Origin of the sequence: Marinomonas arctica (assembly GCF_003259225.1) — a bacterium.
Taxonomy (GTDB): Bacteria; Pseudomonadota; Gammaproteobacteria; order Pseudomonadales; family Marinomonadaceae; genus Marinomonas; species Marinomonas arctica.
Genome location: NZ_QHJF01000004.1, coordinates 74252 through 99299, shown reverse-complemented (window position 1 = coordinate 99299; position 25048 = coordinate 74252). Strand labels below are relative to the sequence as shown.

Annotated in this window: 27 protein-coding genes; 10 read left to right on the top strand and 17 right to left on the bottom strand. The window is 42.8% G+C overall.

What is annotated here, in order from left to right:
- Nucleotides 1-12 precede the first annotated feature (12 nt).
- A complete protein-coding gene (locus tag DK187_RS21475) occupies nt 13-147 on the top strand; it encodes an entericidin EcnAB (protein ID WP_111605904.1) in 135 nt (44 codons plus the stop codon).
- A 99-nt stretch (nt 148-246) separates the two neighbouring features.
- On the opposite strand, the gene DK187_RS03220 is transcribed toward DK187_RS21475, so the two are convergent.
- The 15 genes from DK187_RS03220 to DK187_RS03150 form a co-directional block, all read right to left on the bottom strand.
- On the bottom strand, nt 247-1779 hold the full coding sequence (locus DK187_RS03220; RefSeq protein WP_111605903.1) for a Fic family protein: 1533 nt from the start codon (nt 1777-1779) through the stop codon (nt 247-249).
- A gap of 53 nt (nt 1780-1832) precedes the next feature.
- Nucleotides 1833-2174 carry a type II toxin-antitoxin system RelE/ParE family toxin gene (locus DK187_RS03215; RefSeq protein ID WP_111605902.1) on the bottom strand — a complete coding sequence of 114 codons (342 nt, stop codon included), beginning with the start codon at nt 2172-2174 and terminating at the stop codon, nt 1833-1835.
- A complete protein-coding gene (locus tag DK187_RS03210) occupies nt 2167-2391 on the bottom strand; it encodes a type II toxin-antitoxin system Phd/YefM family antitoxin (RefSeq protein ID WP_111605901.1) in 225 nt (74 codons plus the stop codon). Before DK187_RS03210 ends, DK187_RS03215 begins: the two co-directional genes overlap by 8 nt.
- Nucleotides 2392-2681: 290 nt before the next feature.
- Entirely contained in the window at nt 2682-3713 is a 1032-nt protein-coding gene (locus DK187_RS03205; RefSeq protein WP_111605900.1) for a virulence RhuM family protein, read from the bottom strand.
- A 157-nt stretch (nt 3714-3870) separates the two neighbouring features.
- Nucleotides 3871-4329, bottom strand: coding sequence for a phosphatase domain-containing protein (locus DK187_RS03200; RefSeq protein WP_111605899.1), 459 nt, complete (start codon nt 4327-4329; stop codon nt 3871-3873).
- A gap of 1 nt (nt 4330) precedes the next feature.
- Nucleotides 4331-5176: a response regulator gene (locus DK187_RS03195; RefSeq protein WP_111605898.1), complete on the bottom strand. Its 846-nt coding sequence runs from the start codon at nt 5174-5176 to the stop codon at nt 4331-4333.
- Nucleotides 5177-5180: 4 nt separating this feature from the next.
- Entirely contained in the window at nt 5181-7562 is a 2382-nt protein-coding gene (locus DK187_RS03190) for an ATP-binding protein (protein ID WP_111605897.1), read from the bottom strand.
- Between the two features lie 4 nt (nt 7563-7566).
- Complete coding sequence (locus tag DK187_RS03185; RefSeq protein ID WP_188322936.1) at nt 7567-8817, bottom strand: DNA cytosine methyltransferase; 1251 nt, start codon at nt 8815-8817, stop codon at nt 7567-7569.
- A 209-nt stretch (nt 8818-9026) separates the two neighbouring features.
- Nucleotides 9027-9335: a hypothetical protein gene (locus DK187_RS03180; protein ID WP_111605895.1), complete on the bottom strand. Its 309-nt coding sequence runs from the start codon at nt 9333-9335 to the stop codon at nt 9027-9029.
- Nucleotides 9336-9398: 63 nt separating this feature from the next.
- Nucleotides 9399-10511, bottom strand: coding sequence for a protein adenylyltransferase Fic (gene fic, locus DK187_RS03175; protein WP_111605894.1), 1113 nt, complete (start codon nt 10509-10511; stop codon nt 9399-9401).
- 306 nt (nt 10512-10817) lie between these two features.
- A complete protein-coding gene (locus tag DK187_RS03170) occupies nt 10818-12056 on the bottom strand; it encodes a type II toxin-antitoxin system HipA family toxin (RefSeq protein ID WP_111605893.1) in 1239 nt (412 codons plus the stop codon).
- Nucleotides 12053-12379 carry a helix-turn-helix domain-containing protein gene (locus tag DK187_RS03165; RefSeq protein WP_111605892.1) on the bottom strand — a complete coding sequence of 109 codons (327 nt, stop codon included), beginning with the start codon at nt 12377-12379 and terminating at the stop codon, nt 12053-12055. Before DK187_RS03165 ends, DK187_RS03170 begins: the two co-directional genes overlap by 4 nt.
- Nucleotides 12380-12489: 110 nt before the next feature.
- Complete coding sequence (locus tag DK187_RS03160; protein WP_188322937.1) at nt 12490-12696, bottom strand: hypothetical protein; 207 nt, start codon at nt 12694-12696, stop codon at nt 12490-12492.
- A complete protein-coding gene (locus DK187_RS03155) occupies nt 12686-12982 on the bottom strand; it encodes a helix-turn-helix domain-containing protein (RefSeq protein ID WP_111605891.1) in 297 nt (98 codons plus the stop codon). The genes DK187_RS03160 and DK187_RS03155 overlap by 11 nt, the downstream gene beginning before the upstream one ends.
- Before the next feature lie 109 nt (nt 12983-13091).
- Entirely contained in the window at nt 13092-13979 is an 888-nt protein-coding gene (locus DK187_RS03150) for a LysR family transcriptional regulator (protein WP_111605890.1), read from the bottom strand.
- A 96-nt stretch (nt 13980-14075) separates the two neighbouring features.
- Between DK187_RS03150 and DK187_RS03145 the strand changes: the two genes are divergently transcribed.
- The 3 genes from DK187_RS03145 to DK187_RS03135 all read left to right on the top strand — a co-directional run bounded on the left by DK187_RS03145 (nt 14076) and on the right by DK187_RS03135 (nt 16092).
- Nucleotides 14076-14393 (top strand): DMT family transporter, encoded by a 318-nt coding sequence (locus DK187_RS03145; RefSeq protein ID WP_111605889.1) that lies wholly within the window; start codon nt 14076-14078, stop codon nt 14391-14393.
- 80 nt (nt 14394-14473) lie between these two features.
- On the top strand, nt 14474-15403 hold the full coding sequence (locus tag DK187_RS03140; RefSeq protein ID WP_111605888.1) for a LysR family transcriptional regulator: 930 nt from the start codon (nt 14474-14476) through the stop codon (nt 15401-15403).
- Nucleotides 15404-15477: 74 nt separating this feature from the next.
- Nucleotides 15478-16092 carry a LysE family translocator gene (locus tag DK187_RS03135; RefSeq protein WP_111605887.1) on the top strand — a complete coding sequence of 205 codons (615 nt, stop codon included), beginning with the start codon at nt 15478-15480 and terminating at the stop codon, nt 16090-16092.
- Between the two features lie 23 nt (nt 16093-16115).
- Here the strand turns inward: DK187_RS03135 and DK187_RS03130 are convergent, their stop codons facing one another.
- Entirely contained in the window at nt 16116-16925 is an 810-nt protein-coding gene (locus DK187_RS03130; protein WP_229676470.1) for an AraC family transcriptional regulator, read from the bottom strand.
- Between the two features lie 98 nt (nt 16926-17023).
- Here DK187_RS03130 and DK187_RS03125 point away from each other — a divergent pair, with 98 nt between their 5' ends.
- The 6 genes from DK187_RS03125 (at nt 17024) to DK187_RS03100 (ending at nt 24036) form a co-directional block, all read left to right on the top strand.
- The gene (locus DK187_RS03125; RefSeq protein ID WP_223232266.1) at nt 17024-18226 is read left to right on the top strand and encodes an MFS transporter; all 1203 of its coding nucleotides are present in this window, start codon (nt 17024-17026) and stop codon (nt 18224-18226) included.
- Nucleotides 18227-18451: 225 nt separating this feature from the next.
- The gene (locus tag DK187_RS03120; protein WP_204355571.1) at nt 18452-20350 is read left to right on the top strand and encodes an LTA synthase family protein; all 1899 of its coding nucleotides are present in this window, start codon (nt 18452-18454) and stop codon (nt 20348-20350) included.
- Between the two features lie 165 nt (nt 20351-20515).
- Nucleotides 20516-21139 (top strand): guanylate kinase, encoded by a 624-nt coding sequence (gene gmk, locus DK187_RS03115; RefSeq protein ID WP_111605883.1) that lies wholly within the window; start codon nt 20516-20518, stop codon nt 21137-21139.
- A gap of 57 nt (nt 21140-21196) precedes the next feature.
- Complete coding sequence (rpoZ, locus tag DK187_RS03110) at nt 21197-21421, top strand: DNA-directed RNA polymerase subunit omega (protein ID WP_012072045.1); 225 nt, start codon at nt 21197-21199, stop codon at nt 21419-21421.
- Between the two features lie 61 nt (nt 21422-21482).
- Nucleotides 21483-23600: a RelA/SpoT family protein gene (locus DK187_RS03105; protein ID WP_111605882.1), complete on the top strand. Its 2118-nt coding sequence runs from the start codon at nt 21483-21485 to the stop codon at nt 23598-23600.
- A 49-nt stretch (nt 23601-23649) separates the two neighbouring features.
- A complete protein-coding gene (locus DK187_RS03100) occupies nt 23650-24036 on the top strand; it encodes a RidA family protein (RefSeq protein ID WP_111605881.1) in 387 nt (128 codons plus the stop codon).
- 95 nt (nt 24037-24131) lie between these two features.
- On the opposite strand, the gene DK187_RS03095 is transcribed toward DK187_RS03100, so the two are convergent.
- The gene (locus DK187_RS03095; protein WP_111605880.1) at nt 24132-24974 is read right to left on the bottom strand and encodes an NAD-dependent epimerase/dehydratase family protein; all 843 of its coding nucleotides are present in this window, start codon (nt 24972-24974) and stop codon (nt 24132-24134) included.
- Between the last annotated feature and the right edge of the window lie 74 nt (nt 24975-25048).

The window sequence follows — 25048 nt, the reverse complement described above, 5'->3', positions numbered from 1 at the left end:
AGAGGTTTGAACATGAAGTTTCCATTATTAGTCATTGCCGTAACACTGGCGTTAGCTGGCTGCGCGAATACTTGGGAAGGCGTGAAAGAAGACTCCTCAAAAGCTTACGAGAGCACAAAAGAAACGATTCATAAAGCAACGGAATAAACCGTTCTTTTAAGTAATAGCCGCATTTTAAATGCCCGCTTCTACGCATGGTAGAAGCGGGCATTTTCACATACAAAGCCTTTCAGTAAAGCGTTTTCTCTATTTAGAAAGAAGCTTCTTACCTAGCTCGGTTAAGCGATATTTTTGCAAACGGCTTTTGGGTTTGTCTGGGACAGTCATTTCAATTAAGCCCTGTTGAATCGCCGCTTGTTGGTAATATTCCCTAAAGTGTTTTTCATCTTTCAAACCCAATACGACCATCAATTCCGACCGACCCATTTCACCATGTAGCATCGTTAACAGACGTCTGACTTCGGGGGTGACTTCGGGGGTGACTTCGGGGGTGACTTGCGGGGTCGTTTTTTCAACCTCAGTAAATCCCTCATGAATAGGCAAACGAATTAAGAAATAGCTGCGATCTTCATCTGTTTCAAAAATGGGTGTCGGTGAGGCATTCGCATTCATTACACGCAATATTTTAGGAACACCAGTAGAACGTCCCTCGGTTAAATCCAGCTCTTTTAAAAACTCACCAATGCGACGATTACGATAACGCCGGCTCACCGCCTTACCTGCCTGTAAATCAGCCAATCGGATAGATCTATCAGGACCAGGGAAACTCAAAACAACCAGCTCTTTAGCATCGATACGAATTTCAATTGGCTCTCGTATTTCATAAGAACGATGATAGACCGCATTCACCACCGCTTCTTCGATAGCCGCTAACGGATAATTCCAAAAACGCTCGGCTTCTGGTCGATCTGGATGTTTAATAACCGCCTCTTTGAGGTAATTCCGTCCAATATAATCCAAAGCATCGCTCGTAATACGACCAAGTGGGCCTTTGAATATTTTCTCTTCAAAGCGGTCTCCACCAGCACCATCGGGGAAATACACCACATCAATCTGAGTAGCGGGGAAAAATTGATCCGGTTGCTCATTAAAAAATAATAAACCCACATTTTTCGGAAAAGCCATCTCCGCAGGCCCGCCAACCACATTCATACGACGACCCAAGGCTTCGATGTCCAGCTCACGAGCCTCGTTAGCTAACTCACTGTTAATGTCGTGCAAAAAATCGCGAATCAGATAGGGAGAAAGATCATTCAGTGTGGCGGTTTGTCTATAACGGTCATCAAAGGGAACCGTTGCTGCTAAGCTCAATAACTCTCTTTCATTTTCCCCAGAGGCTTTCACCGTACTGGTATGCTTACGCAGATAATAAGCCCAGTCACTTTTCTTGCCACTTAAGCTGGTTTTGGCTTTATAAGGCCGCGATTCTCCGCCCGGTGCCCATAACACCAAAATGGTTTTACCTTGGATCTCGTAAGTCGCCGTTAACGGATGGAAATGTGGCGCTATAGCGGAGTGACCAAGGTTCAATAACTCTTTTTGAATGGCATCGATTTGCGCAGACTCTACACCAACAGGAGGCAGCTTGGGTTGGCCATTCTCTTCTGCAACACCAATGACCACATAGCCACCGCCCAAGTTATGAAAATCATTCGCGAAAGCGCATAAGGTATGCAAAACCACTTCAGGATTCCAACCTTCCTTGTATTCGATACGCTCACTTTCAACAGTACGCCGGCGCAGTAAATCGTCAATATTAATGGGAAGTTTAGGTGTCATGTTCTATTTCTCTCCCGGTCCTTCGCTTTCAGATTCTTAGGCTCTTTCATCATCTACAGCACCAGCATGGTTTCATAAAGCAGCTGCTCAATGCTTTGTCGACTATCCATCACAGCAATAAGCACAACCTTGTTTGCCTCTTCATCGACTCGATAGAAAACTAAGTTGTGCTGGTCTACCAGCATTTGGCGATAGTCCATAAAACCCAAAGCGGATAAACGCTCACTGATCGGGGAGGAAAAAGGATGAATACTCAGTTCCTGAACTTGTTGTTTAATTAGGCTCCGAGCGTCATCGGCCACGACAGCCCCATGTTTGCGAGTTAGGAATGCAGATAGCTTTTTAAGTGTCTCTTTAAATACTGGCGTAGCGACAACTTGAAAAGACTTAGACATCAAATGCCTCATCTAAAGACAGTTCACCCTTTTGATTCAAACTACGCTCAGAAAGGTTGATCAGCTTAAGCAAAGCAATGGTTTCTTGCTGCTCATAGTAAGCCTGCGAGGCCTGCACAACATACACCTCTTTGCCGTTCTGAGTGACGTGCAAAGGATCATCTAAAGAGAGATTATTCGCGTTTGCTTTCAGGTATGACACAGTTTGAATATTCATAAAAGCTCCATAGGCCTAAATATAGATCAATTATAGACCGATAATTTGCTTAAGCCTACCTAACGTTTTCTCTAGCACTCTAGCAAAAATGAATTAACTCACTCATATATAGCCTAGAATTATAAAATTAATAGAGCTGATAGATTATATTGAATTCAAGGTTATCAAAATGACCACTATCATGAGACTTACAACTCAGCCTTGTACGCAGCGATTCAGTTACGCTGGCTGTTAAAGCGAAAAAACCGGCTTTGGCCGGTTTTTTCGCATCTAGGCTTAGGCGTCATGTTTTACTTATCCACCGATCCTTCACTCTCAACCTTTTTGATCATCTTATCGAAGTCACTTTCAAATAAACGATCCTGTACGACTCGATACTTCTCAAATTCTGATTCCGCAAAGTCTTTGGCGATTTTCGCACAGATCGATCCGGCATTAGTCAAAATATCTCTATCATCAAACTCTAATAACATATCCAACCGCTTCGACCAATCTTCCATCGTCATGGGAATATTGCGTCTTGCACGACTTTCCGCTAAATCAAGATACGCGTTGAAGATCAGCCCTAACGACTGGAGCTCATCCTGACTGAGATAGTTTTTAGCTACGTCCACATCGGTTTTTAACACCTTTCCTTCTGGTCCTTTCGCCCAATGAGTCAGCCCCATATTTGGCTTACTGCTATCGGCTCTCGCTTTGATCAACTCGGCAGCAGTCTGTCCATGAATCGCAAAATGCAGTTTGTTTTGCACTGTCGCAAAAAAGGATTGAGTGGTTGGCGCATTTTTATTGTAATCAACACTGGTTGCGTAAATATCGGTGATCTTCTGATAAAAACGTCGTTCAGAACGGCGAATTTCACGAATTTCTTCCAGCAAGCGCTCAAAGTAATCTTCACCCAGAAAGCTTCCGTTCTCCATGCGCTCTTTATCGATCACATAACCCTTGATAGAAAACTCTCGCAACACCTGAGTCGCCCACTGACGGAACTGAGTCGCTCGCACAGAATTCACGCGATAACCGACAGAGATAATCGCGTCTAGGTTGTAAAAATCTATATTTCGATTTACCTCACGGCTGCCCTCAACTTGAACTATCCGGAATTTCCGGATGGTTGCATCTTGATCAAGCTCTCTTAGTGAGTAGATATTTTTTAAGTGTTCACTGACCGTTCGGACATCAACATCGAACAACTCAGCAATCAGCTTTTGAGAAAGCCAAATAGTGTCTTCTTCATAACGGGCCTCAATGCTCAGCTCACCAGATTTCCCAGTAAAAATCAAAAACTCAGCCGTGCTATTGCGGATTAACTTAGTGGTCATTGTGTGTATCAAAGCCCTTGTATACCTGCTTCTCAGGATTCTGAATAGTGTGTCGAGACATCAATAGTACGTTAATTGTAACGTACATGAACGGGACCGAAAGTTCACGATCTGCTGATCTGCTTCTAAACCCAGATATGCCGAAAATTTACTGTTTCTAGAAGTTTCCCTCAGCTACTTGAAAACAGGTTAACCCCATTGATCGCCACATTTTGACAACTTTATCTCTATCATCAAAAACACAAAAAATATCGTTTTGATAATTAGGGTAATAAGAGAGTAACCATTGTTTTTTTAGCTCTTCATCAGGCGTATAGGAGTTCATTTCTCGCATTGTTAAATCATCAAATGGAACATTGAATCGGTGCAGCCATTGAATTGTTTTACCTCTCACAATGTCACCGCGAGCAGAGAAAATATGAACCTTATAACCCTGTTCCTTCAATGCCTTAATGGTTTCTATCACTGGTGTATGCGGAGCATCTTGATCACAGGCTTGAAAGTAGGTATCCCAGTCTATTTTTTGGCCTAAGGACTTATCAATATGATGGAAACGATGTTTGTTTAAAGCTAATGTTCCATCCAAGTCTACAATAACTATTGTATTTTTTTTCATTTTAAGGGTTAACAATAATAAATAAGTCTGAGGATATTAATCTTTTGACCTTATTTTTATAATCGTGAATATAACTGCGTGTTTCAAAAAACCAATCGCCCGTAAAATCCACGTCATCAAAAGCGCTTTTAAGTGTTATTTTACCAGTATCATTATCATATAAGGGATGAGCGTGAGCTAATATGTTTCGTCTCTTAATAATTTTATCGCTAAACCCACTTGATGTGAAACCAATATTATCTAATGAGGCTCTAATCTCTTCATTCATAGCTTTAGAATCTTTTACTAATCGAGCAACAAATTTCAGCTTTGTACCAAGACTAAACGATTCTCCTCCCTTATTAATAATCGTCTCTCTGAAGTAAGAGCTTTCATTTTTGAAGCACTGAGATATCAAATCATCAAGCAAACTTTCTAAGTCTATAAACTCAGAGAGAAGTAGTCCACGCATAAATGATGGATGATTATATTTTCTATAAGCTTGATCAGCTACTTGCTCAATCAAATCAGGAAAATTATCTCTAGGTGTCACGTGAGAAAAGTGATCATCTTGTTTAACTAATTTCAAGTTACTTGCATCTTGAGAATAAAAAATTATGTGAGAGAAACATTTATTCGCTCTCAACTCATCGATGAAGTCATTACCATTCACTCCCGGAAGATTGCAATCAATAATTAGTAGATCTAAATAGTTATTATTAATCGCTTCTTTAGCAGAATCATCAATAACACCAAACTTTTGAATGACTGGTGTAAATTTTACGCCTTCAAATGCTTCAACAAGAGAGTCACTGACAGAATTAACCCAAGTAGTCGAATCATCTATCCATATTATTCTGAATTTCATTTATCTACCTTGTAAATGTCAGTACAAAATTTGCTTTATTATCTTCAGCATCTAATAATTCGATATTACCATTAATTTTCTCCATGATATTTTTTGCGTGATGCAAGCCAAGCCCAGACCCTTTTGTTGTGGTGAAACCCATATCGAAGATTTTATCACGTATTGATTTTTCTATACCCTTTCCATCATCACTTATATAAATATCTAAACCATTATCGATCACTTCAGCGCTAAAAGTTATTTTTTTTGCTTTAGCTTTTACAGCATTATTAATCATTGTATCAATAACCATTGCAATTTCTAACGGCCTAAATTGAACATTAAACTCTATTGGATTAACATTTTTCCAAATAAAATTTATATCAGTCCTAAAATCACCATCAACTTTCACAAGTCCGGAACATATATTAAGCACATATTCCTGAATATAAGAATAAATATTTTCTGTAATAATTTCGGCTTCTAAATTAAAATTAGCTTTGGTAGCAAAGTTAGTAGTAGCTTTTATTTGTCTTGTGACATAAGAAATTTCATCTAATACATGAAGAAATGTTTCAGTCGAAACTGGCTTACCACTTCTAATTTTATTACTAACATTTCTAACATAGTTTTCAATTGTTCCGGCAGCTATTCCAATATGATGATGAAGAGCGATAATATTATCTAAATCTGAATTCATCATTGACTTCAAAAAAAGAGACTCTTTAAAAACTTCATCTGATTTTTTTTCAGCATCCTGTGCTCTAGACTCTGCGGCTCTTGCTTTTTCGGCTTCTTGTCTTGCTCTCTCTGCTTCTAACCTAGCTTGTTTCTCTGCATGCTCTCTTGCCTTGCGCTCTTTTCCTGCCTCTTCATCCGAATCAATAGCTAATTTTTGAAAATCAGCCAAGCGCGATTTTATTTTTTTTACTTCTTTATCTAGTTCTATATTATTAGATTCAACAGCAATCCTTGATAAATTTTTCAATATTGCTTTTAGGCTTTTTTCGGACGAATCGCTAACAATATCAAAAAGTTCAGGATTATATTTAATATCTATAATATCCTCGCTTTTTGTTAAAGCTTCAATAAAAATCAAGGCTTTATCATCTTGAGTGATACTTTGCTTCAAGTCACTCACATCAATATTTTCCACATTACCAAATTTAACTACATCTATAGCATATCTCTCTAATCTTTTAAGTGCTTTTTCCATAAAAAATGAATTCAGAGTTAAAAATGTTTCATTTCTTTCAAGTCCACCATCTCTACTAGAAGACTCTTTTAACTCTTCATTCTCGCCGTTTATTTCAACTCGTCCAAATAAATCACGAGTACCAAAATACCGCATTTGACCTTGCTGCTTTCTATTATCTAAACCAAAAACATCACCTCTTCCAAGTTCGCCAATAGGTAATATTCTAAAACCATTTTTATATACAAAAACAGAACCAAATCTTACAGGTCTTACGCCCATATGCTTAGTAAAAATAGTTTTAGTGGTTGTACTTAAAGCAAATAGATTAATATTAATATCTCTTAGATTATTACCACTTGTGATGAATATATTTTTTTCTTTAAGTTCATAAATAAATATTCCTCGGTCATATAGTTTTGTTGTTATATTAGACCCTTCACTATCTATAGAAACTTCTATTTTTGTTGTTTTTAAACCTAATTTTTCAAAAAGAAAGTTTTTAATTGGGCCATTGATAATCTCATGCTCTTTAGAAGTGTCTTTTCTAATATCATCATGTTCTAAAAAATCAGGAGCATTAAGGGTTATAGAAAATGAATCTCCATTATTGTTCTGTGATGGATTTATTAATTTTTCTAAAGATTGTCTAAGCCGAATTAGTTTTTCTGCATCCCAATTAGATCTTAAACTGGAAATCTCTAGTATTGTTCCTGTCAAGAGTTCGTATGGACAATTATCTATCAATTCATAATTAACATTAATTGAATCGAAATTAGTTTTCATATCCGATTCGAAATCAATCCAGTCTATTGTTAATTTCGAAAATTCATCGTTTTCATTTCTTCTGGAGTATATTGATAATTTTTCACCCAGCCTATCACAAGAAAAACGGCCAATACCTTTAGCTCCAGCATGGATTCTTTTAGACTTAATTTCATCTCTATAGTCCTCAGTACCTTCTTTTTTAGCTGAATAAGCGACAAAGAGCCATTTATTGTCAATATCATCAAGATCCATTCCTTTTCCATCATCTTGAATAATAAGCTTAGATTCACCCTCGACGATATTTTCAAATGAAACTTCTACATGTCTTGAGTTAGCATCGAAAGAGTTTTTTACTAGCTCAAATATTGCGACAAAGTCATCAACAATTAGGTCTTTACCTATAATATTTTTTAATGCTGAACTTACTTTAAATTGCTTTTCCATATGCTTAGTAAACACCTTTCAATTTATATATTAGCTCGCCAAGTACTTCACCTAACATGGGCGGCACAGCATTACCAACTTGTGTATACCGAGGACACTCTTGCGTTCTTCGTGAACCACCTGTTGTGTATTTTCCTTTAAATACGTAATCATCAGGAAATGACTGAATTCTGGCATTCTCTCTAACAGTCAGAATTCTGGGTTCTGAGTAATGCAGTAAATCATCAGGCAATGTCGTTAATGTTCGTGATGGCTCATTAGGGTTCAGTACAGAAATGACTTGTTTTTTGGTCCCAATAATTTTTTTATGCTCATCACTTAAACCTTTCCCTGGTTGGCATAATTCAAGGATGGTTTTGAACTTTTCTATGGTTTCTGGACGATGACGTGCAATACGCAAACTATTTGGTTTAGCGCTCTTCAATCCCTCTCGCATTAGATTTTGATAAGCATTTAATCTACGAGGCGGTTTATAATCAATTTGCTTAAACCCTTGAATATGGCTACCAGAATGGTAAATAAGCGGATATTTAGATGTTTCTAAATCGCCAATGGCAGAGTGAACACTAACAGGTGTATGAGGAAGTTTTTTCTTATCTAAAAAATCCAAACGAAGTGATGCCAATATTTGAAAAGGATCGATATCATCTTTAATTAGATCTGATCGAATACCAATCATGATGAAACGCGTTCTTTTTTGCGGAACACCATAATGCTCACTATGAAGATAATCAGTAAATACGTGATAGCCTAACGCTTCAAGCCTGGCCTTCACTATCATGGAATAAGGCAGCTTCTCACGTTGTCCTTTAGCATCTTTAAATGTTGAATTGAAACCTCTCACATTCTCTAACACTAGATACTTTGGCGATACTATTTCCACCATGTTCATGTATTCTTCAGATAGCTTGTTACGAGGGTCTAGAGCATTACGTCTTCCCGCAAGTGAAAAACCTTGGCATGGTGGGCCACCAGCAATCAGGTCCACTTTTCCTTTTAATGACGCTAATTGATCTGGGTATTGAGTGAGGATGTCCTGAATAGTCGTTGATTGTAAAGGAAGCCATTCAGGCCAATTAAAATGGGCATATTTACCTTCAATTAAGTTGTGTTTAAAAGTATCGAAAGCCATAGGGTCTTTTTCGACCGCAAAAAGCCCTTCCCAACCAGCCTTCCCAAGCCCTAAAGAAAAACCACCACAACCTGAGAATAGGTCTATATAAGTCCCAGCTTTTTTATTGCTTCCCGATTCCATTAACATCTACTCTATGAAGTGCGATCAAAACCATCTCTATGATGAGCTTAGTTGATAATAAGTACCAGGATACAACAAATGTAACTAATCACAAATTGCCATTTGTAAATATTTACTCTATGAAAATGACCCAAACGATAACAATTTCAATTCACTAGCACTTCTTAGGCAAGAAGACTCTGCCCCTAAGGCTTTGCAACATGATGCTGTTAAAACTGCATCTCTCTCACAAACCCAATCATCGCACCAGCCTCTTCGGATTTGAAAAGGTCAGCAGCTTCATGATCCGTATAGATTTCTGGAGAGGCTTCATCCCCTTCGTTAATCGCTTTGCACACCGTGTAACGAGGGCTATCAGGGTCTTCTCGTTGGGCTTTGTCTTTGTGTTCCACCCACAGTTTGTAGTATCGATCGCTCATTCGAAAATAAAATGAGGGACAGGTGTCGTTCTCATAGCTACAATCTTTTAACGTAACGGGTAGTTCGCTTGACTTAAACCCCAATTCAAATCGGCTCATCATTCATCCTTAACATCATATTAACGGTATATAAAACGGCTTCACAAGTTCAATGCACACGCCTCACTCTGCATCATAAGAGCTCACGTCGTTGCTATCTTGTATCATGAGTTGCATCAGCTTTGGGTGAACGAAGAGCTTCTCCTTGCCTACTGACACTTCTTTTAAAACACCAATGTCTGTGAGTTTTTTTAGGTAGGTCGATGCGGTTTGCCTCTTGGCGATGTCTTTTTCTACTAGATTATTAATACGGCAATAAGGCTGTTCAAAAATCAGTTGTACAAGTTCGTAGCTGTATATTTTTGGTAGTTGGTCGCGGATATAGTCTGAGGTGACGTCGATCAACGCTTTAATGGCGGCGATTTTATTACACGTCCAAATGCAAGTTTGCTCTACACCTTGCAAGATAAAGAGCAACCAATCCTGCCAATTTTGCTCACGCGTGACTTGATTAAGGAGCCGATAATAGTCCTGCTTGTTCTGCACGATATAGCGGCTTAAATATAAAATCGGTAGGCTAAGCAGTTTTTGTTCAATCAGAAACAGTACATTTAAAATCCGTCCAGTTCGGCCATTGCCATCGTAAAAAGGATGGATCGCTTCAAATTGATAGTGACTCACTGCCATTTTAATCAGAGGATCTATGTCATTTTCGTCGTGTAAAAAATTTTCCCAATTGGCCAGTAAACCACGGATAACGTCTTCACCAACAGGTGGCGTATAAACAATCTCGCCTGTTGTTTGGTTGCCAATGACAGTCCCAGGGACTTTACGAATATCCATATCCATATTTTTCAAGGTGCTACACACTTCAACGGCGGTATTACTGCATAAGGGTCTACTAGTCAGTTGTGTAAAACCTTGATTCAGTGCAGTTCGGTAGCGCAATGCCTCCTTGGTCGCATGGTCTGCACCCGTATCTTCTTGTGCATATTGGAATAATTGGTCAGTCGTCGTGACAATGTTCTCTATTTCAGAACTGTCTTTCGCTTCTAAAAGAGGCAACAAGTTGATCAACATACTTTGGTTTGGCAATAGTTCTCCAGCCTGTTTTAACTCTGCCAGTGCCGCTCTCGCACTGATACAGGCTTTGAGTACAGTTCTTGTTTCTATCAGGTCAATGTCGGGGGGAAGTTGTGGTAATTGGTTATATGGCAGATCAGCACGAAAGCTCATGTTTAAATTCCTTCACAATTTCGACATATCTTTATTTGTTTTGTAGCTTATGTCGATACCATCGACATAACACGTTACCATACAGAAATAGTCATGTCGAAATTCTACCACTTTTTCGACATGAAAGCGCCAAATCCTTATGACATGTCTATTTTTTCGTGTTTTTTATACATAACCTAAAATCATCCACTACCCTTTGCGACCTAGCCAGTATGACTCTGATACCTATCGACCCTGTCAGCCGCTTTCAAACTCACTTGATAGAAACTATAAGTTCACTAATCAATAAATATTATAAATATAGTTTCAATTAAAGACTCGTTCTAAAATTTGTTGCTCTTGTCGCTTTATACCTATTTCATTAGCGTAATCCTGCCAATTGCTGACCACGCTTTGTAGTTCCGAAAGGATTTGCTTCGCTTCTGTCGCGGACAACTGAAAATAAGGCGCAACTTCTAGCGCTAAATCTAGGTTTAGCTCGTTAGAATATTCATCAATATTAAGGTGAAGCCCTGTAGCGCCTATGGAAATGTTGATGTCATAAGCAGGGGAGAGTCGCCAACCAGAACCCTCTTCTGCCAATATAAACCCATGATTTCTTAGATGATCATCGCTGTTGCGAACCATAATATTGAACGCTAAACGTCGCCAAAGCTGGGCTAGGTCAGCTTGGGTATTTGCCCCTTGTTCCATTAAGAATTGCGCAAGTTCTAGATAGCTCGCTCCAGCATCACCATCGTAGTAACCCAGCTGGGTCATGGCAGAGGAAAAATGATGTCTTGTTTCTCCCTCTCGATCAAAGCGTTTCGTCAAAAAAGTATGATGCGGGCTATTAAATTGTAAGATTTTACATGGTGCCATGTTAACCCCCGCATCGACGGCCATGCGATACACCAAGTACTCCCAAGCACCTATATCATGATTATCATGACGGCTGGGGAATTTCGCTAACCAGAGTTCCTCACCATCCATAACACAGGCTTTTGGGCGAGCTCCACCTAGTGATGAGCCAGGGGAAATCAACATAAATAGCCACTTAAGATAGTCAGGATTATCTACATCTGGATCTTGCTCGATCTGACTAACGGCATGTTCTAATTCTCGCAAGCTCGACATGGGAGGCGTAGCAAGCTGTTGGTCGTTGTCTAAAAAAGGCCCGTCTTTGGATAACTTGAAACGTAATGCCCCCATTCTGTAGGCATCATGAACACCAAGCAGATAATCTGCGTCACTCAATCTTCGAATTTGTCGTTGCTCTCGCCTTGCTAAAACAGCTTCTCGCCGTTGCATTAGTAAGCGCCCCCAACGATCTGGGCAGGAGTCTAGAAAGGCCCTGAAATTTCGCGCATCGTTATTAAATTGATCGCCTCTGAATAGCTGTAACTGAGGGTCTATCTGCATGGCAAAAGGCGACGTTAGCCAATTCTCATCATAAGAAAATCGATACACTTCAACGCCTCGAACGAGGTCTGTTTCTAGCATTCCCACAAGTTCAGGTTGCGGCATGGCGTACCAGTGAGCATAGACATAAATAGATCGACTCATGACGATAGCCTCGTCGGTTTCTTTTTATGTTTGGCGGTCAGTAGTTCAATATCTTGTAGCCTTCTACCAAACTCATCGTCCAAAGCGACTTTGCCAAGATCGGCTGCTAACCCAAGCACCGATAACACCACAAGGTAATGACCAATCGACACACTGGGTTCGCCTCGGGTGATATTGCGTAACGTCGGCATAGATAGGCCAGTACGCTCGGATAACCTTGTCTGAGTGATCTTTCGACGCTTCATCGCCAACGAAATATTTTCACCCAGTATCTTCAACATTCGTAAATCTTTTGGGAACACCACAGCAGACCGAGAAGACATAAACTAAACCTTCATAAAATAACAATTTTTTAAAAGTATAGTTTCATTTTGTTGATATGTCACTTGCGATGACAGTTGTTGTTTTATAAACCTAATTTCAAAATAAACCATCACCCCAACAAGCCTTTGTTATCTTGCCAACAAGTATCCAGTTGTTTTTCTATCAGACGCACGGTATCTGGTTTCACACCTAAGAATAAAGCGACGTCACGAAAGCCAGAAAGGGAGTCGACGATTTCTTCTATCGCTTGTTGGGCTTGATGCCAGTTGGCAAAGCTGGCGGTTGTGGCGAGTTTTTGGATGGCTTTAAAAGCCATTTTTCAGCACCTCTTCAATAGACGTTGGCATGCTGGATTGATTATTTTCTGTATTTTGGGTCAACGCAAAGAGCCGTGACAGTTCATCTAGGCTTTGCCAAAGCAGTAATAACTGACGAAAGGAAATCTGCCCTGTCAGTTCGAACTTTTTGATGGTTGGAGCGGGAACGCCACTGCGAGCGGCCAATGCATCACGAGACAGTTTTTCTTGCTCTCGCCGCTTACGAAGATGCGCCGCAAAAGCGTGCTGTACGTCGCTGTCATCCAGCAATAGGAAATGACTCATAGAAACAATCACCCAAAAAATGGATACAATAGTATCTATTTTAACCTTATTTTAGGTTTTTTTGGACATTATTATATCTATTTTATAATTTCTTATTCTTTTGCTTTGTCTAACGCTCAGCAGAAAAGGCATTTTTTAAGGCATCAAACAGCCATTGATGGGCGGGGCCACGTAAGGCGCCTTTTTTGCAGACTAGGTCAACGGGGACAGACCAGGGTTTGTGGTCGAAGGTGACGTCTATTTTTTGCAATAAGCCGGTGTGCACAAAGGGTTGCACCAAGGACAAAGGCAGGTAAGCCCAGCCGATTTGTTGTTTCACTAAGGCCAAGACACTGTAGTTGCTTGAACACCACCAGGCGTTTGGTGTCATGCTAATGAGCACTTGTGACTCTCGCTTCTGCTGGCCTCTGACGGCAATTTGCCGATAAGGCATGAGGTCTGATTCGGATAGCCGTCGCAGGGCCGCTAAGGGAAAATCAGCATGGCACACAGCGACAAAGTCCACACTGCCCACGTAGCAAAAATCCACTTGTTTATTGGCTTCTACTTCTGAAAACATCACACCGATGTCAACGTTGCCATCCGCCACCGTTGCGATAATGTCAGGAGAGGCCAATGAAATCAGGTCAATTTCGACATGAGGGAAGGCTTGTGCAAATAAGGCCAAGATGGTGCTCAAATACGGTGTTAACAGAGCATCGTCAACGGCGATCGTTAAGGCGCCTTCTTCATGGCGGGTAATGGATTCGGCAATCTTTTCGAATTCATGGGACTGAGCTAACAAGGCTTTCGCGCTGCGCAGTAAGCGCTCCCCTTCTGGCGTGAGTTTAGGGCTGCGGGAGGTTCGATCAAACAATTCAACGCCCAAGTCTATTTCTAAATTGCTAATCCCATGACTGACCGCTGACTGCACTTTGCCAAGCTTTCTCGCGCAGGCGGAAAAGGAACCCAGCTCGGCAGACAACACCAACATATTAATTTGTTCTAGACTCAACATATGAATTTTTTCGATGGTTATTAACTTTTAAATATCATAATTATTGATAGTCTAGCCCGCAAATAACATTGTCTTCAACATATTAAGGAGTAAGACATGAGTTGGGTGTATTTGTTGTTGGCTGGATTAACGGAAATCGGCTGGCCCGTCGGGCTAAAAATGGCGCAGTCTGGTGGCTCAAAAGTATTGGGCATCGTCATGGCGATTGGTTTTATGGCGGTGAGTGGTACTTTGCTTTGGTTGGCGCAAAAAGACATCCCCATGGGGACCGCCTATGCCGTGTGGACAGGAATCGGCGCATCAGGCACTTTTTTGGTGGGCATTTGGTTTTATGGCGATGCCACGTCTTTACTGCGTTACATGGGAGTATTGTTGATTATTCTCGGTGTAGTCGTGTTGAAGTTTGCCCATTAAGCGGGACGATGCGCCTTGCGTTATGATGGGTAAAGTCGAAAAATACGCCAAACACTTTGTCAGCCTGTGAGCATAACGACATGATTCATCGTATTAACTTAAATTTGTTGCGTTCGTTAAAGGTGCTACTGGAAGAGCGCCATGTTAGCCACGCGGCCGATAAACTGAATCTGACACAATCGGCGGTGAGCCGCCAACTCAGCCAACTCAGAAGCCTGTTTGCTGATCCCTTGCTCATTCGCGAAGGCAATACGCTGATTCCTACGCCCAAGGCGTTGCAGCTGCAAACAAAGCTGGCCCTTTGGTTTGTGGAGTTGGATGATTTGCTGGTGGAAGAGGCGTTCGAGCCGGCAAAGTGGCATGGCGAGTTTGTGCTCTCGTCCAGCGATTACGTGGCGCAGTATATTTTGCCCGATATTGTTGAGACCTTGGCAATACAGGCGCCCAATGTCTCAATGCAGTATCGTTTATGGCAGCCAGATTTATTGCCTTTGCTTGCCACCTCCGATATTCAGTTGGCGTCGAGCATGTCGCCAACACAACCAGAAGGGGTGTCTTCGATTCAAATAGGCGAAGACGCTCCCGTTTGTGTGATGAGCCGTGCTCATCCTTTGGCAACGCAGGACACTCTGAGCATTGCCGATCTACTCGCCTATGCTCATATTAAAGTGATCGGCGGTGGCGACAAGGACAGTTACGTAGATGAGGCGTTAGCCAAGTTAGAAAAGCCCCGCCGCTTTGCGCTGAAAGTGCCATTTTTCTACGCGGCAGCGCAATCACTGTGTCAAAGTCAGCATCTTTTGGTGATTCCTGAACACATTGCTCGAAATTTAAAAAACCACTTTTCTCTGATCTATAAACCGCTTCCCATCACGACACCACGCCATAAGTACTGGCTGATTTGGCATGCAAAGTACGATAACGACCCTTCTCACCTGTGGATGAGAAGTCTCGTTTTGCAGGTGATGTCGAAAGCCGCTTATTCTATAGGCTATGATTCAAGATCATAAGCACTATGAGAAAAGATGATTTCATATAATACCAAGAGCTTGCTAGTCTGCTCCCATCATAAAGGAGCACGCGTATGTCACTGTCTATTTGGTTTTCCCTGTTTACCATTTGTTTGCTTGGTGCCATGTCGCCAGGCCCGAGCCTCGCAATAGTCATCAAGCACAGTCTGGCTGGCGGCCGAGCAAACGGTTTGGCCACGTCTTGGGCCCACGCGACAGGCATTGGTTTATACGCGCTGATTTCCATGCTTGGTTTGGCGGTGATTTTCCATCAGCTGCCTTTACTGTTTCTGATCATCAGTTACGCGGGGGCAGCGTATTTGGCCTACCTTGGCTTTAATGCCCTGCGCTCCAACGGCGGCATTGCAGCTAAGTTAGAATCAGGCACTCGCGTTAGTCTGTTTCAGTCTGCTAAAGAAGGTTTTCTGGTCTCGATTTTAAGCCCCAAAATCGCCCTATTCTTTGCGGCGTTATTCAGCCCTTTTGTGGCAGAAGTCCATCAAGTAAGTGGAAAAATGCTCATGGTGGCGACGCCTTGGCTGGTGGATGGCCTTTGGTACACCTTGATTGCATGTCTGTTATCGAATGCGCGTTTCTTAGAAAAGTTGCGCAGCAAAGCCATGTGGATTGATCGCCTATCTGGCTTGGCGTTAATTTTCTTGGCGCTGTATATTCTCACGACGGTCTAAACGAACCATGACGTGGCGCTCTGTCATTCCTTCCCCCATCGCTCAATCCGATATTGCCTGGGGGATTTGCCTAAGGCTTTTTTAAAAAAAGTAATAAAAGCGCTGACCGAGTCGTAGCCAAGTTCTTCGGAGATGGTTTGGATAGGCAGGTTGATGGCGAGTTTTTGTAGGGCAAGGACAATATGCAATTGGCTGCGCCATTGCCCAAAGGTGAGCTGCACATGGCGTTTGATCATACGCGCTAAGGTACGTTCGCTCATGGCGAAGTCACTGGCCCACTCGCTTAAAGTACGCTTCTCATTCGGTCTGGCGATGAGTTCGAGCGCAAGGCGATTCAAGATAGGCTCATCGGGAATAGGAAAATCAAACTCTTCTCGCTCCAATTGAAGCAATTGATCAATCAGTACATCTACCAACCGATCCGTCACGGGGTCGGTCTTTTCATACTCCTGTTGTGTATGCAGATGCAAAATTAACTCACGCACAAAAGGCGTGATCGTTAAGGTACAGGCCACGTCAGGCAAAGACAAATCCGTGCTGTCGACAAATAACATGCACACATCCGCATTGGGTGAAATTTGGTTACGATGCATGACATCACTCGGAATCCACACCGCACAACGAGGCGGCACAAGCCACATTTTGTCATCAATGAAGCTGGTCACCACGCCGGTTAATGGCAGCACAAGTTGCGCTTTTTTATGATGATGCCATGGGGTCTCTTCACTGTGCGGTACCGATTGAGAACGCAATACCAAAACACGATGGGGATAGTGATCGGCAAAGCAAAGATCGGTGAGCGATTCAAAAATGCTTTTGTCTGTATTTCGCAATTTATTGTCCAAGTCTCTTAATTCAGCAAGCAGCGTAACGCATATAATAGCGAATCGGCAATATTTCCTAGCAACCGCTTTTAATATGAATGGACACCATGAAACGATTACAACGATTAGCACAGCACGATGCGGCTTTTTTACTCTTATTTATTTTTTTGGTGGCATTGAGTTTGCGCGGCCCAGTCACGGGATTGCCACCGTTATTAGACAGAATCAGTACGGATCTCAACCTCAGTAATTCGCAATCTGGTCTACTGACTAGCCTCCCCTTGTTAGCGTTTGCTTTTTTTGCACCGGTAGCGTCTTGGCTGACTCGGCATTTTACCATTGAGCGCATTCTCGCTTCGGGTGTGGGTCTGATTGCCCTTGGCATGGTGATTCGGACATTCGGCTCCATTAGCGGTCTGTATTTCGGTGCGATATTGATTGGCGCTGGCATTGCTATTGGCAATGTGTTGTTACCCAGTTTGCTAAAACGTGAATTCCCAAATTATGTGGTTCAACTCACGGCCATTTACGTATTGATGATGAGCATCGGCGGCTTTTTGATGTCGAGCCTTGCGGTGCCATTCAGCCAATATGCGGAACAGTCCACTTTTACCTTACCAATGAGTAGCTGGTCGTTTGCATTGGCGTGCCAAAGCGTGTTGATCGTCTTGCCTTTGGTGGTGTGGTTTAGCTGTAAGATCACCCAACACCAAGCGCCGCAAACCGGGAATGTTGAAGTGGCCACGTCCGTGTGGCGTTCCGTCACGGCATGGCAAGTGGCTGGTTTTTTAGCGGTCAACTCGCTGATTAATTACATCGTTGTCGCTTGGGTGCCCGCTATTTTAATCAGTCATGGGTACACGGACTCAACAGCCGGACTTTACCAAGGCTACTTACAATTGGCGGGCGCCATTCCGTCGTTGATTTTAGCGCCTTTTATCAATCGTTTAGGCAGCCATCGACGCTTGTGTTTATTTGCCACAGGACTAACATCTTTGAGCGTGGCGGGCTTTTTGTTCATTCCAAGTTGGTCTGGGGTTTGGTCGGTGTCGTTTGGGTTCGGCGTCAGCATGGGCTTTATTTTGGGCTTGTCTTTCGTCAGTTTGCGAACTCACAGTCCAAAGCAAGCCGCGGCGCTGTCTGGCATGGCACAGCTCATTGGTTATACGCTGGCGGCGATTGGCCCTGTGTTGATTGGTGCATTGTATGACTTGCAACAATCGTGGACGGCTCCACTCTACATCATACTCAGCATTGGTTTCATTTGGATGGGACTCGGCTGGATGGCGAGTCCAAAGCCAAGTCGTTAAGCTTTTCGTGAGCCCTCATCTTCATAAGTTTGATGAAAAATACGTTTTATCGTTCACCTGATTTTATTTCAGTATTCGGTATTTATTGAGTGCTATAATCAGCGGTAATTCAGTTTTTTTAGGGTAATTACAATAATGTACCAGAGCCGAATGCGACCTCTTGTGGTCACGTTAGTGGTCCAACTCTTTCTCATCGTTTTGATATTGCTGCTCGGGCGCTATTTTATGTTGCAGCACTTTGCGACTCCTGTAGAGCTTGCAAAGCACAGTCAAGATGTCACCCGCATGTGGTCAATTGGCGTTCGATATGATTTTCGGGTTGCCAGTATGTTCATGGCACCCTTCTTCCTAATCGGTTTATTATTTTGTGCGAGTCAAATATCGTGGCGCTTTTTGACAGCCATTAGCCCTTTTTTAATGGGCCTGATCTTGTTCTCTGTGGTGATGGTGACGATCAGTAATTTTTATTATTACCAAACCTATCATAACCACTTTGATATTTTTGCATTTGGATTAGCTGAGGATGATACCAAAAGTGTGTTGCTTAATATTTGGCAAGATTATCCCGTTATAAAAGGCATTTCATCTGCTTTTTTGCTTGGTTTTATTGCCTATAGACTCGCCAAATTCACACTGCGAGAAAAAAAACGTAAACCTTGGCACTTCAGCTTTGTCGTTATTTATATACTGATCACTTTTACTATTTTACTCATTGCCGCACGAGGCAGTGTCGGGACGTTTCCTTTACGTCGCGATAATGCCCAAGTATCGCAACTATTGATTCTAAACAAACTGTCACCAAATGGCTTTATGGCACTAGATTGGGCATGGAAAGATAAAAAAAGGGATACTGCTTTCGCTCCTGTCAGCCAAGAAAAAGGCTTTTCACTCAAAGCACAATTAGGCATCAACAGTCTGAACGCACGAACCCCTGCTAATCCATGGCTTGAGGCCAATAAGCCTAATGTTGTTATGAATATTATGGAAAGTTTCGGCAGCAATATGTTGGCGTTTGATCATCCTGAAAAAAATGATCTTTTAGGACAGCTGCGTTCGCATTTTAGAGACGATTTTGTCTTTAACCGTTTTTTATCCGAAGACAATGGTACGGCACCATCGTTAGCGGCAATGCTATTTCATAGTCCGTTTGAAAACATCAGTCACAGTTCCGAGCAAAAAGTCAAACTGCAAGGCGTCCCCTTCAGTGTTTACAAAAAAGCAGGCTATAAAACGGTTTTTATTTCTCCTGGCAATATGGCCTGGCGTAATTTGGCAACCTATTTACCTATTCAAAGTGTGGATGTGGTTTATGATCAAAATACCCTAATGAAAATGTACCCTGAATCAATCGCTGAACAAGGCGCTTGGGGAGTGCCTGATGACTATGCCTACCGTTTAGCAGAGAAGGTACTTGAGGATGCAACAGAGCCCACTTTTATTACTATCTTAACCATTACCAATCATCCCCCTTATGAGACACCTGCTCGTTATAAACCCGCTCCTTTTGAGATAACACCGGAGGTTGCAAGACATTCTAGTGATGATGAGGCGTCACAAAAAGCGCTTCTAGAAACCTATCAGTTCGCTGCTGATGCTTTTGGACAATTTATCACAACCGTTAAAGGTTCAAGCGTGGGTAATAAAACCATTATTGCAGCCACAGGTGACCACCAAATGCGTCGCCTGAATGCACTGTATCCTCAGGAACAAGTATTGGATCGCGCCGTCCCCTTTTATCTATATGTTCCCCAAGACATTCTCGACAATACAGACTGGAAATATGATGCTAACCGTGTGGGATCACACAAAGATATCTTCCCCACTTTATATAACCTGAGCTTATCGGATACATCCTATCAAGCCATTGCAGGTCGAAACATGCTAGCACCGACAGATGATGAAAGCCGTGCATTTGGTTACAACGTTACATTATGGATAGATAAGAATGGTGCCTATCCTATGAGTGGTAAAGCCGCTTTTTATCCTTGGGAGAGTGAGACTGGACTAAGAACAACAACCAATAGCGAGCCGCCTATCAAGCAGCAGCAGGATCGTCAGCAAGCGTTACCGGAACTACTACGCTGGCAATTAAATTCACAGGTGCGTGGCTTTACAGATAAGTAACCCAATTACTTCAATCCCAAGTAACCTGATCTAGAAGCCCAATAATTGGGCTTCTAGATCAATAAGCGTAATAAGCCCTACAGCGACAATAATGTCCAACTAATAACAGGCATTTTGTTTGTGATATAGTAAGATGTTAAAAAAGACTAGCGGACTAAATAACCAATGCACAAACATACTGGCAACTTATTTATATTGTCTGCGCCTTCTGGCGCTGGCAAGTCTTCTTTGTATAAAGCCCTGCTAAAAGCAGACGATAAAGTACGTATTTCCATTTCTCATACCACGCGCGCACCGAGGGCTGGTGAAGAACATGGTCGAGAGTACTATTTTATCGACGATGAATCTTTTTTGGATATGATTGCGGAAGACGCCTTTTTTGAACACGCCCAAGTCTTTGATCATTATTACGGCACATCAAAGGAAACTATTTTTGGTATGCTAGAGCAAGGCTTAGATGTAATTTTAGAAATAGATTGGCAAGGCGCTCGCCAAGTACGCCAGCTCTACCCCGAAGCCGTAGGAATCTTTATTCTTCCGCCATCATTGTCATCCCTAGAAGAGCGACTCAAAAAACGCGCGACCGACACCGAGGACGTCATTCAGCGTCGTATGGCAAAGGCCGTCAATGAGATGTCCCATTACCATGAATACGATTTTGTGATTGTGAATGACGATTTTGATACGGCGCTTGCAGAAATGTCGTCCATTTTTATGGCAATGCGCGCAAAAACCCCTGTTATGCAGCAAAAATATGGCAATCTTATAAATGATCTCTTGTCATTGTGAGAAGCCGTTAAGTAGAATTACCCTTGGAAAAATAGATAACCGAACACAGAGGTCAAAATGGCTCGAGTTACCGTAGAAGATTGTTTAGAAAACGTTGATAACCGCTTTGAACTAGTGATGGTCGCATCAAAACGCGCTCGTCAACTTGCCACTGGCGGCGAAGACGCAAAAGTGCCTTTAGAAGGCGACAAAGTGACTGTAGTTGCACTACGTGAAATAGCGGAAAACCTAATCAACGCAAAAAATGTTGATCAGCAAAAACGCCCATTGCACGAGTTTTAATCTCTATGGTGTCGCTCATTGCAAATTGTCGCGCTTCTTTTTTGCCAATGTGAGGTGAGCGATGTATACCATTGAAGATTTAGCACTGACACTGAGTCAGTACTTACCTTACGAGCAAGTCTCTAAGGTAAAGCGAGCTTACTATTATGCCGAGCAAGCCCATGATGGGCAGCGGCGCAAAAGTGGCGAGCCTTATGTCACCCATCCTCTCGCCGTCGCCGAAATTCTCTCTGAACTTCGAATGGATTGTGATGGTTTGACAGCGGCCTTACTGCACGACGTGATTGAAGATACTGGTATTAGCCGAGAAGCGCTCACTGAGCAGTTCGGTGAAGGTGTCGCCAGTCTGGTGGATGGCGTAAGTAAACTTACCCATTTGGAATTCAACAGCCAAGTCGAAAAACAAGCCCATAACTTCCAAAAAATGGCCATGGCCATGGCCGATGACATTCGTGTTATCTTGGTGAAATTGGCGGACCGTTTGCATAACATGCGCACATTGGATGCCATGCCAGCAAATAAAAAACGCCGTATCGCTCGCGAAACCTTGGATATTTACGCGCCCATTGCCAATCGCTTGGGTATGTACAATGTTAGGGTTGATCTAGAATCCCTCGCTTTTCAAGCCTATTACCCAATGCGCGCGCGCATGTTACAAAGAGCCATCCATAAAAAGTATGGCCAGCAGCGCATTAAAGACACTCAGAAACTTGAAGATACGATTCGCTCCGAATTGGCCGCAGATTATATCGAAGCCAGCATCAGTGTTCGCGAAAAGCATATTTACAGCATTTATCAGAAGATGGACAAGAAGCGCCGCTCTCTGGATGAAATCATGGACGTCATGGGTGTGCGCATCGTGACCGATCGCCATGACAGCTGTTATCGAATTTTAGGGGTAATTCACGCCCTCTTTAAACCCATCGAAGGCCGCTTTAAAGACTACATAGCGGTTCCCAAATCCAATGGTTATCAGTCTCTACACACCACTGTGTTGGGTGCTAATGGTATCCCCATGGAAATCCAAATTCGTACAGAAGAAATGGATTTGGTCGCCAACAATGGTATTGCTGCGCACTGGGCTTATAAAGTCAGCGGCACCTCCAACATGCCAAGCAATCACGATCGTGCGACAAAATGGGTGAAAAGTTTATTAGAAATTCAACAAAAAGCACGTAACCCCGTCGAATTTGTTGATAACGTGAAAAGCGATCTGTTCCCTGACGAGGTGTATGTTTTCACTCCAAATGGCCAAATCATTGAATTACCCTCTGGCGCCACGCCTGTTGATTTTGCCTATGGCGTCCATACTGAAATCGGCAACACTTGTATTTCTTGTCGTATTAATCGTCGTCTTGCACCGCTCAGTACACAGCTAGAAAGCGGACAGACGGTTGAAATCATTACAGCCAAAAATGCTCAGCCAAATGTGGCTTGGTTGAGCTTTGCGATTACGGGTAAAGCGCGCACCAACATTCGCCATTATTTAAAAGACAAACAGCGAGAAAACGCCATCTCCATCGGCTATCGCCTGCTGACTCGTTCTCTCAACGCCTTTAAAACAAATGTTGAAGAGTTGACGGCGGAACAAATCGCGCAAGTGCTGACCAACCACCAGCTCGCCACCATGGATGACTTACTAGAATCCATCGGTAAAGGCCGCCACGTGGGCTATCTGGTTGCTCGAGAGCTTTTCCCCAACATTGATGAAGATACCTTGGTGACCCCAAAGTCCTTTAAGGTAAACGGTTCTGAAGGGATGCTGATTTCCTATGCGAAATGTTGCTCCCCGATTCCCGGTGATCCGATTGTTGGCTATGTCCAAGTTGATAAAGGCATTATTATTCACCACCTTAATTGCCCGAATGTTCAGGACCATCTGTCGAGCCCTGAACGTTTTATTCATATGGCATGGGGCAAAGAAATCGAAGAAGAGCTACACATTAGCCTCATCGTCACTTATATCAACGAACGTGGTGCGGTGGCGAAAATCGCCAGTTCAATCAGCGACACAGACTTCCAAGTATCAAATCTCGATATTATTGAGCGTGGCCGAGTCAGTCGTTTACGGTTAAGTATTACTATCTCCAGTCGCGTTGGCTTAGCGGATGTCATGCGTCGCATAAAAGCCGTTCGTTGTGTCGAGAAAGTCACAAGGGAAACCATTGTAGGGCGTTAATTGGCCTTTATTTACTGTTTACTGACCCTCTAAAATAGGATGCTCATTTATGTCAAAACAAGTCATTCACACTGAAAACGCACCGGCCGCTATCGGTCCATACTCACAAGCCGTTCGTGCTGGCAATACTGTGTATTTGTCTGGTCAAATTCCCTTGGTTCCTGAAACCATGGAAGTCATCAGTGAAGATATCGTTGAGCAAACAACACAAGTCTTCAAAAACCTACAAGCCGTTTGCGAAGCAGCGGGGGGCTCTCTAGAGAACGTAGTGAAATTTAATATTTTCATGACCGATCTAAGCAACTTCGCCACAGTAAACGAGGTAATGATGCAGTTTGTTAAGCAGCCTTACCCAGCACGCGCAGCAATGGGCGTTCGCGCTTTGCCGAAAGGCGTTCAGGTAGAAATCGAAGGCATCATGGTGTTGGAAGACTAATCTCTTCAAACCCATGCTTGTCACGTAAAAAAAGAGGCCGCGGCCTCTTTTTTTATTATGGCGACCTTGTACCTAATCACTAGCGCACTGCTGATTTATCGCGTCGCATTAAACTCACGCAACAACGCATGATAGCCCGCCACATAGCTCGGATAACGCGGCACCCAACCTTGTGATAAAAGGTATTGGCCCTGTATACGCTTTCCGGATGCCGGAACAAATTGATTACTCTCTTTTACGGCCACCCTTGCACCTAGACAGGTTGCTAACCAAAGTTTCACTTCCCACATAGAAACCGGTGTTTGATCGGTCACAATCACCTGTTTGGGTAAGTCTTTCCCCTCAAACGCTATGTTGGCTAAGGTTACCAGTGCTGATACCACATCGTCCCGATGAATACGATTGGTCCAACTGTTGGCTTCCCAATCCTTTTCACTTAGTACCGTCTCTAATAATCGAAATCGCCCTGGACCATAAATACCGGAACAACGCACCGTCACACTGGGCAATACGGCAGCAAGCGCCTGCTCGGTTTCAAGCAATACTGTCGCCGTTGCTGATGAAGGGATGGCGGGCGTAGTTTCATCAACCCACTCACCTTGATGTTGTCCGTATACACTGGTGCTGGACACAAAAAACACCTGAGGCGGTTTCACCATGGCTTTATAGCGACGGATCAACACTTGCGCGGTGTCAAAATAAGCGGCTCGATACGCGTCTTCGTCACGACCATTGGGGGTCATGATCAAGAAAACCACGTCCACATTAGGTAAGTTGTCATCTGTCATGCTCAGTAGGTCCCCTGTCATACCCACTACGCCTTCTGGGAACTGGGCTTTTGTACGACGAATCCCCGTTACCTCATGACCGTTTTTCACCAATTCAGCGGCTACACCAGAACCTAAATCACCGCAACCTGCGATCAGTACCTTTGCCATTAACCTTCTCCAAACTACGTTAAACGCGAACGTTGTAAACCTGTTGCCGCACTACTGTGTAGAATACTGACAGA

Bases quoted from the DNA above. Each gene is read 5' to 3' on its own strand.
- DK187_RS03170 (WP_111605893.1), bottom strand. From the start codon at position 12,056: ATGAGTCGATCTATTTATGTCTATGCTCACTGGTACGCCATGCCGCAA.
- DK187_RS03185 (WP_188322936.1), bottom strand. From the start codon at position 8,817: ATGGAATCGGGAAGCAATAAAAAAGCTGGGACTTATATAGACCTATTC.
- DK187_RS03195 (WP_111605898.1), bottom strand. From the start codon at position 5,176: ATGAAATTCAGAATAATATGGATAGATGATTCGACTACTTGGGTTAAT.
- DK187_RS21475 (WP_111605904.1), top strand. From the start codon at position 13: ATGAAGTTTCCATTATTAGTCATTGCCGTAACACTGGCGTTAGCTGGC.
- DK187_RS03180 (WP_111605895.1), bottom strand. From the start codon at position 9,335: ATGAGCCGATTTGAATTGGGGTTTAAGTCAAGCGAACTACCCGTTACG.
- rpoZ (WP_012072045.1), top strand. From the start codon at position 21,197: ATGGCTCGAGTTACCGTAGAAGATTGTTTAGAAAACGTTGATAACCGC.
- DK187_RS03150 (WP_111605890.1), bottom strand. From the start codon at position 13,979: ATGTTGAGTCTAGAACAAATTAATATGTTGGTGTTGTCTGCCGAGCTG.
- DK187_RS03145 (WP_111605889.1), top strand. From the start codon at position 14,076: ATGAGTTGGGTGTATTTGTTGTTGGCTGGATTAACGGAAATCGGCTGG.
- DK187_RS03155 (WP_111605891.1), bottom strand. From the start codon at position 12,982: ATGAGTCATTTCCTATTGCTGGATGACAGCGACGTACAGCACGCTTTT.
- gmk (WP_111605883.1), top strand. From the start codon at position 20,516: ATGCACAAACATACTGGCAACTTATTTATATTGTCTGCGCCTTCTGGC.
- DK187_RS03135 (WP_111605887.1), top strand. From the start codon at position 15,478: ATGTCACTGTCTATTTGGTTTTCCCTGTTTACCATTTGTTTGCTTGGT.
- DK187_RS03215 (WP_111605902.1), bottom strand. From the start codon at position 2,174: ATGTCTAAGTCTTTTCAAGTTGTCGCTACGCCAGTATTTAAAGAGACA.
- DK187_RS03140 (WP_111605888.1), top strand. From the start codon at position 14,474: ATGATTCATCGTATTAACTTAAATTTGTTGCGTTCGTTAAAGGTGCTA.
- DK187_RS03200 (WP_111605899.1), bottom strand. From the start codon at position 4,329: ATGAAAAAAAATACAATAGTTATTGTAGACTTGGATGGAACATTAGCT.
- DK187_RS03165 (WP_111605892.1), bottom strand. From the start codon at position 12,379: ATGTCTTCTCGGTCTGCTGTGGTGTTCCCAAAAGATTTACGAATGTTG.
- DK187_RS03120 (WP_204355571.1), top strand. From the start codon at position 18,452: ATGTTGCAGCACTTTGCGACTCCTGTAGAGCTTGCAAAGCACAGTCAA.
- DK187_RS03205 (WP_111605900.1), bottom strand. From the start codon at position 3,713: ATGACCACTAAGTTAATCCGCAATAGCACGGCTGAGTTTTTGATTTTT.
- DK187_RS03095 (WP_111605880.1), bottom strand. From the start codon at position 24,974: ATGGCAAAGGTACTGATCGCAGGTTGCGGTGATTTAGGTTCTGGTGTA.
- DK187_RS03220 (WP_111605903.1), bottom strand. From the start codon at position 1,779: ATGACACCTAAACTTCCCATTAATATTGACGATTTACTGCGCCGGCGT.
- DK187_RS03160 (WP_188322937.1), bottom strand. From the start codon at position 12,696: ATGGCTTTTAAAGCCATCCAAAAACTCGCCACAACCGCCAGCTTTGCC.
- DK187_RS03105 (WP_111605882.1), top strand. From the start codon at position 21,483: ATGTATACCATTGAAGATTTAGCACTGACACTGAGTCAGTACTTACCT.
- fic (WP_111605894.1), bottom strand. From the start codon at position 10,511: ATGAGCTTTCGTGCTGATCTGCCATATAACCAATTACCACAACTTCCC.
- DK187_RS03125 (WP_223232266.1), top strand. From the start codon at position 17,024: ATGAAACGATTACAACGATTAGCACAGCACGATGCGGCTTTTTTACTC.
- DK187_RS03100 (WP_111605881.1), top strand. From the start codon at position 23,650: ATGTCAAAACAAGTCATTCACACTGAAAACGCACCGGCCGCTATCGGT.
- DK187_RS03210 (WP_111605901.1), bottom strand. From the start codon at position 2,391: ATGAATATTCAAACTGTGTCATACCTGAAAGCAAACGCGAATAATCTC.
- DK187_RS03190 (WP_111605897.1), bottom strand. From the start codon at position 7,562: ATGGAAAAGCAATTTAAAGTAAGTTCAGCATTAAAAAATATTATAGGT.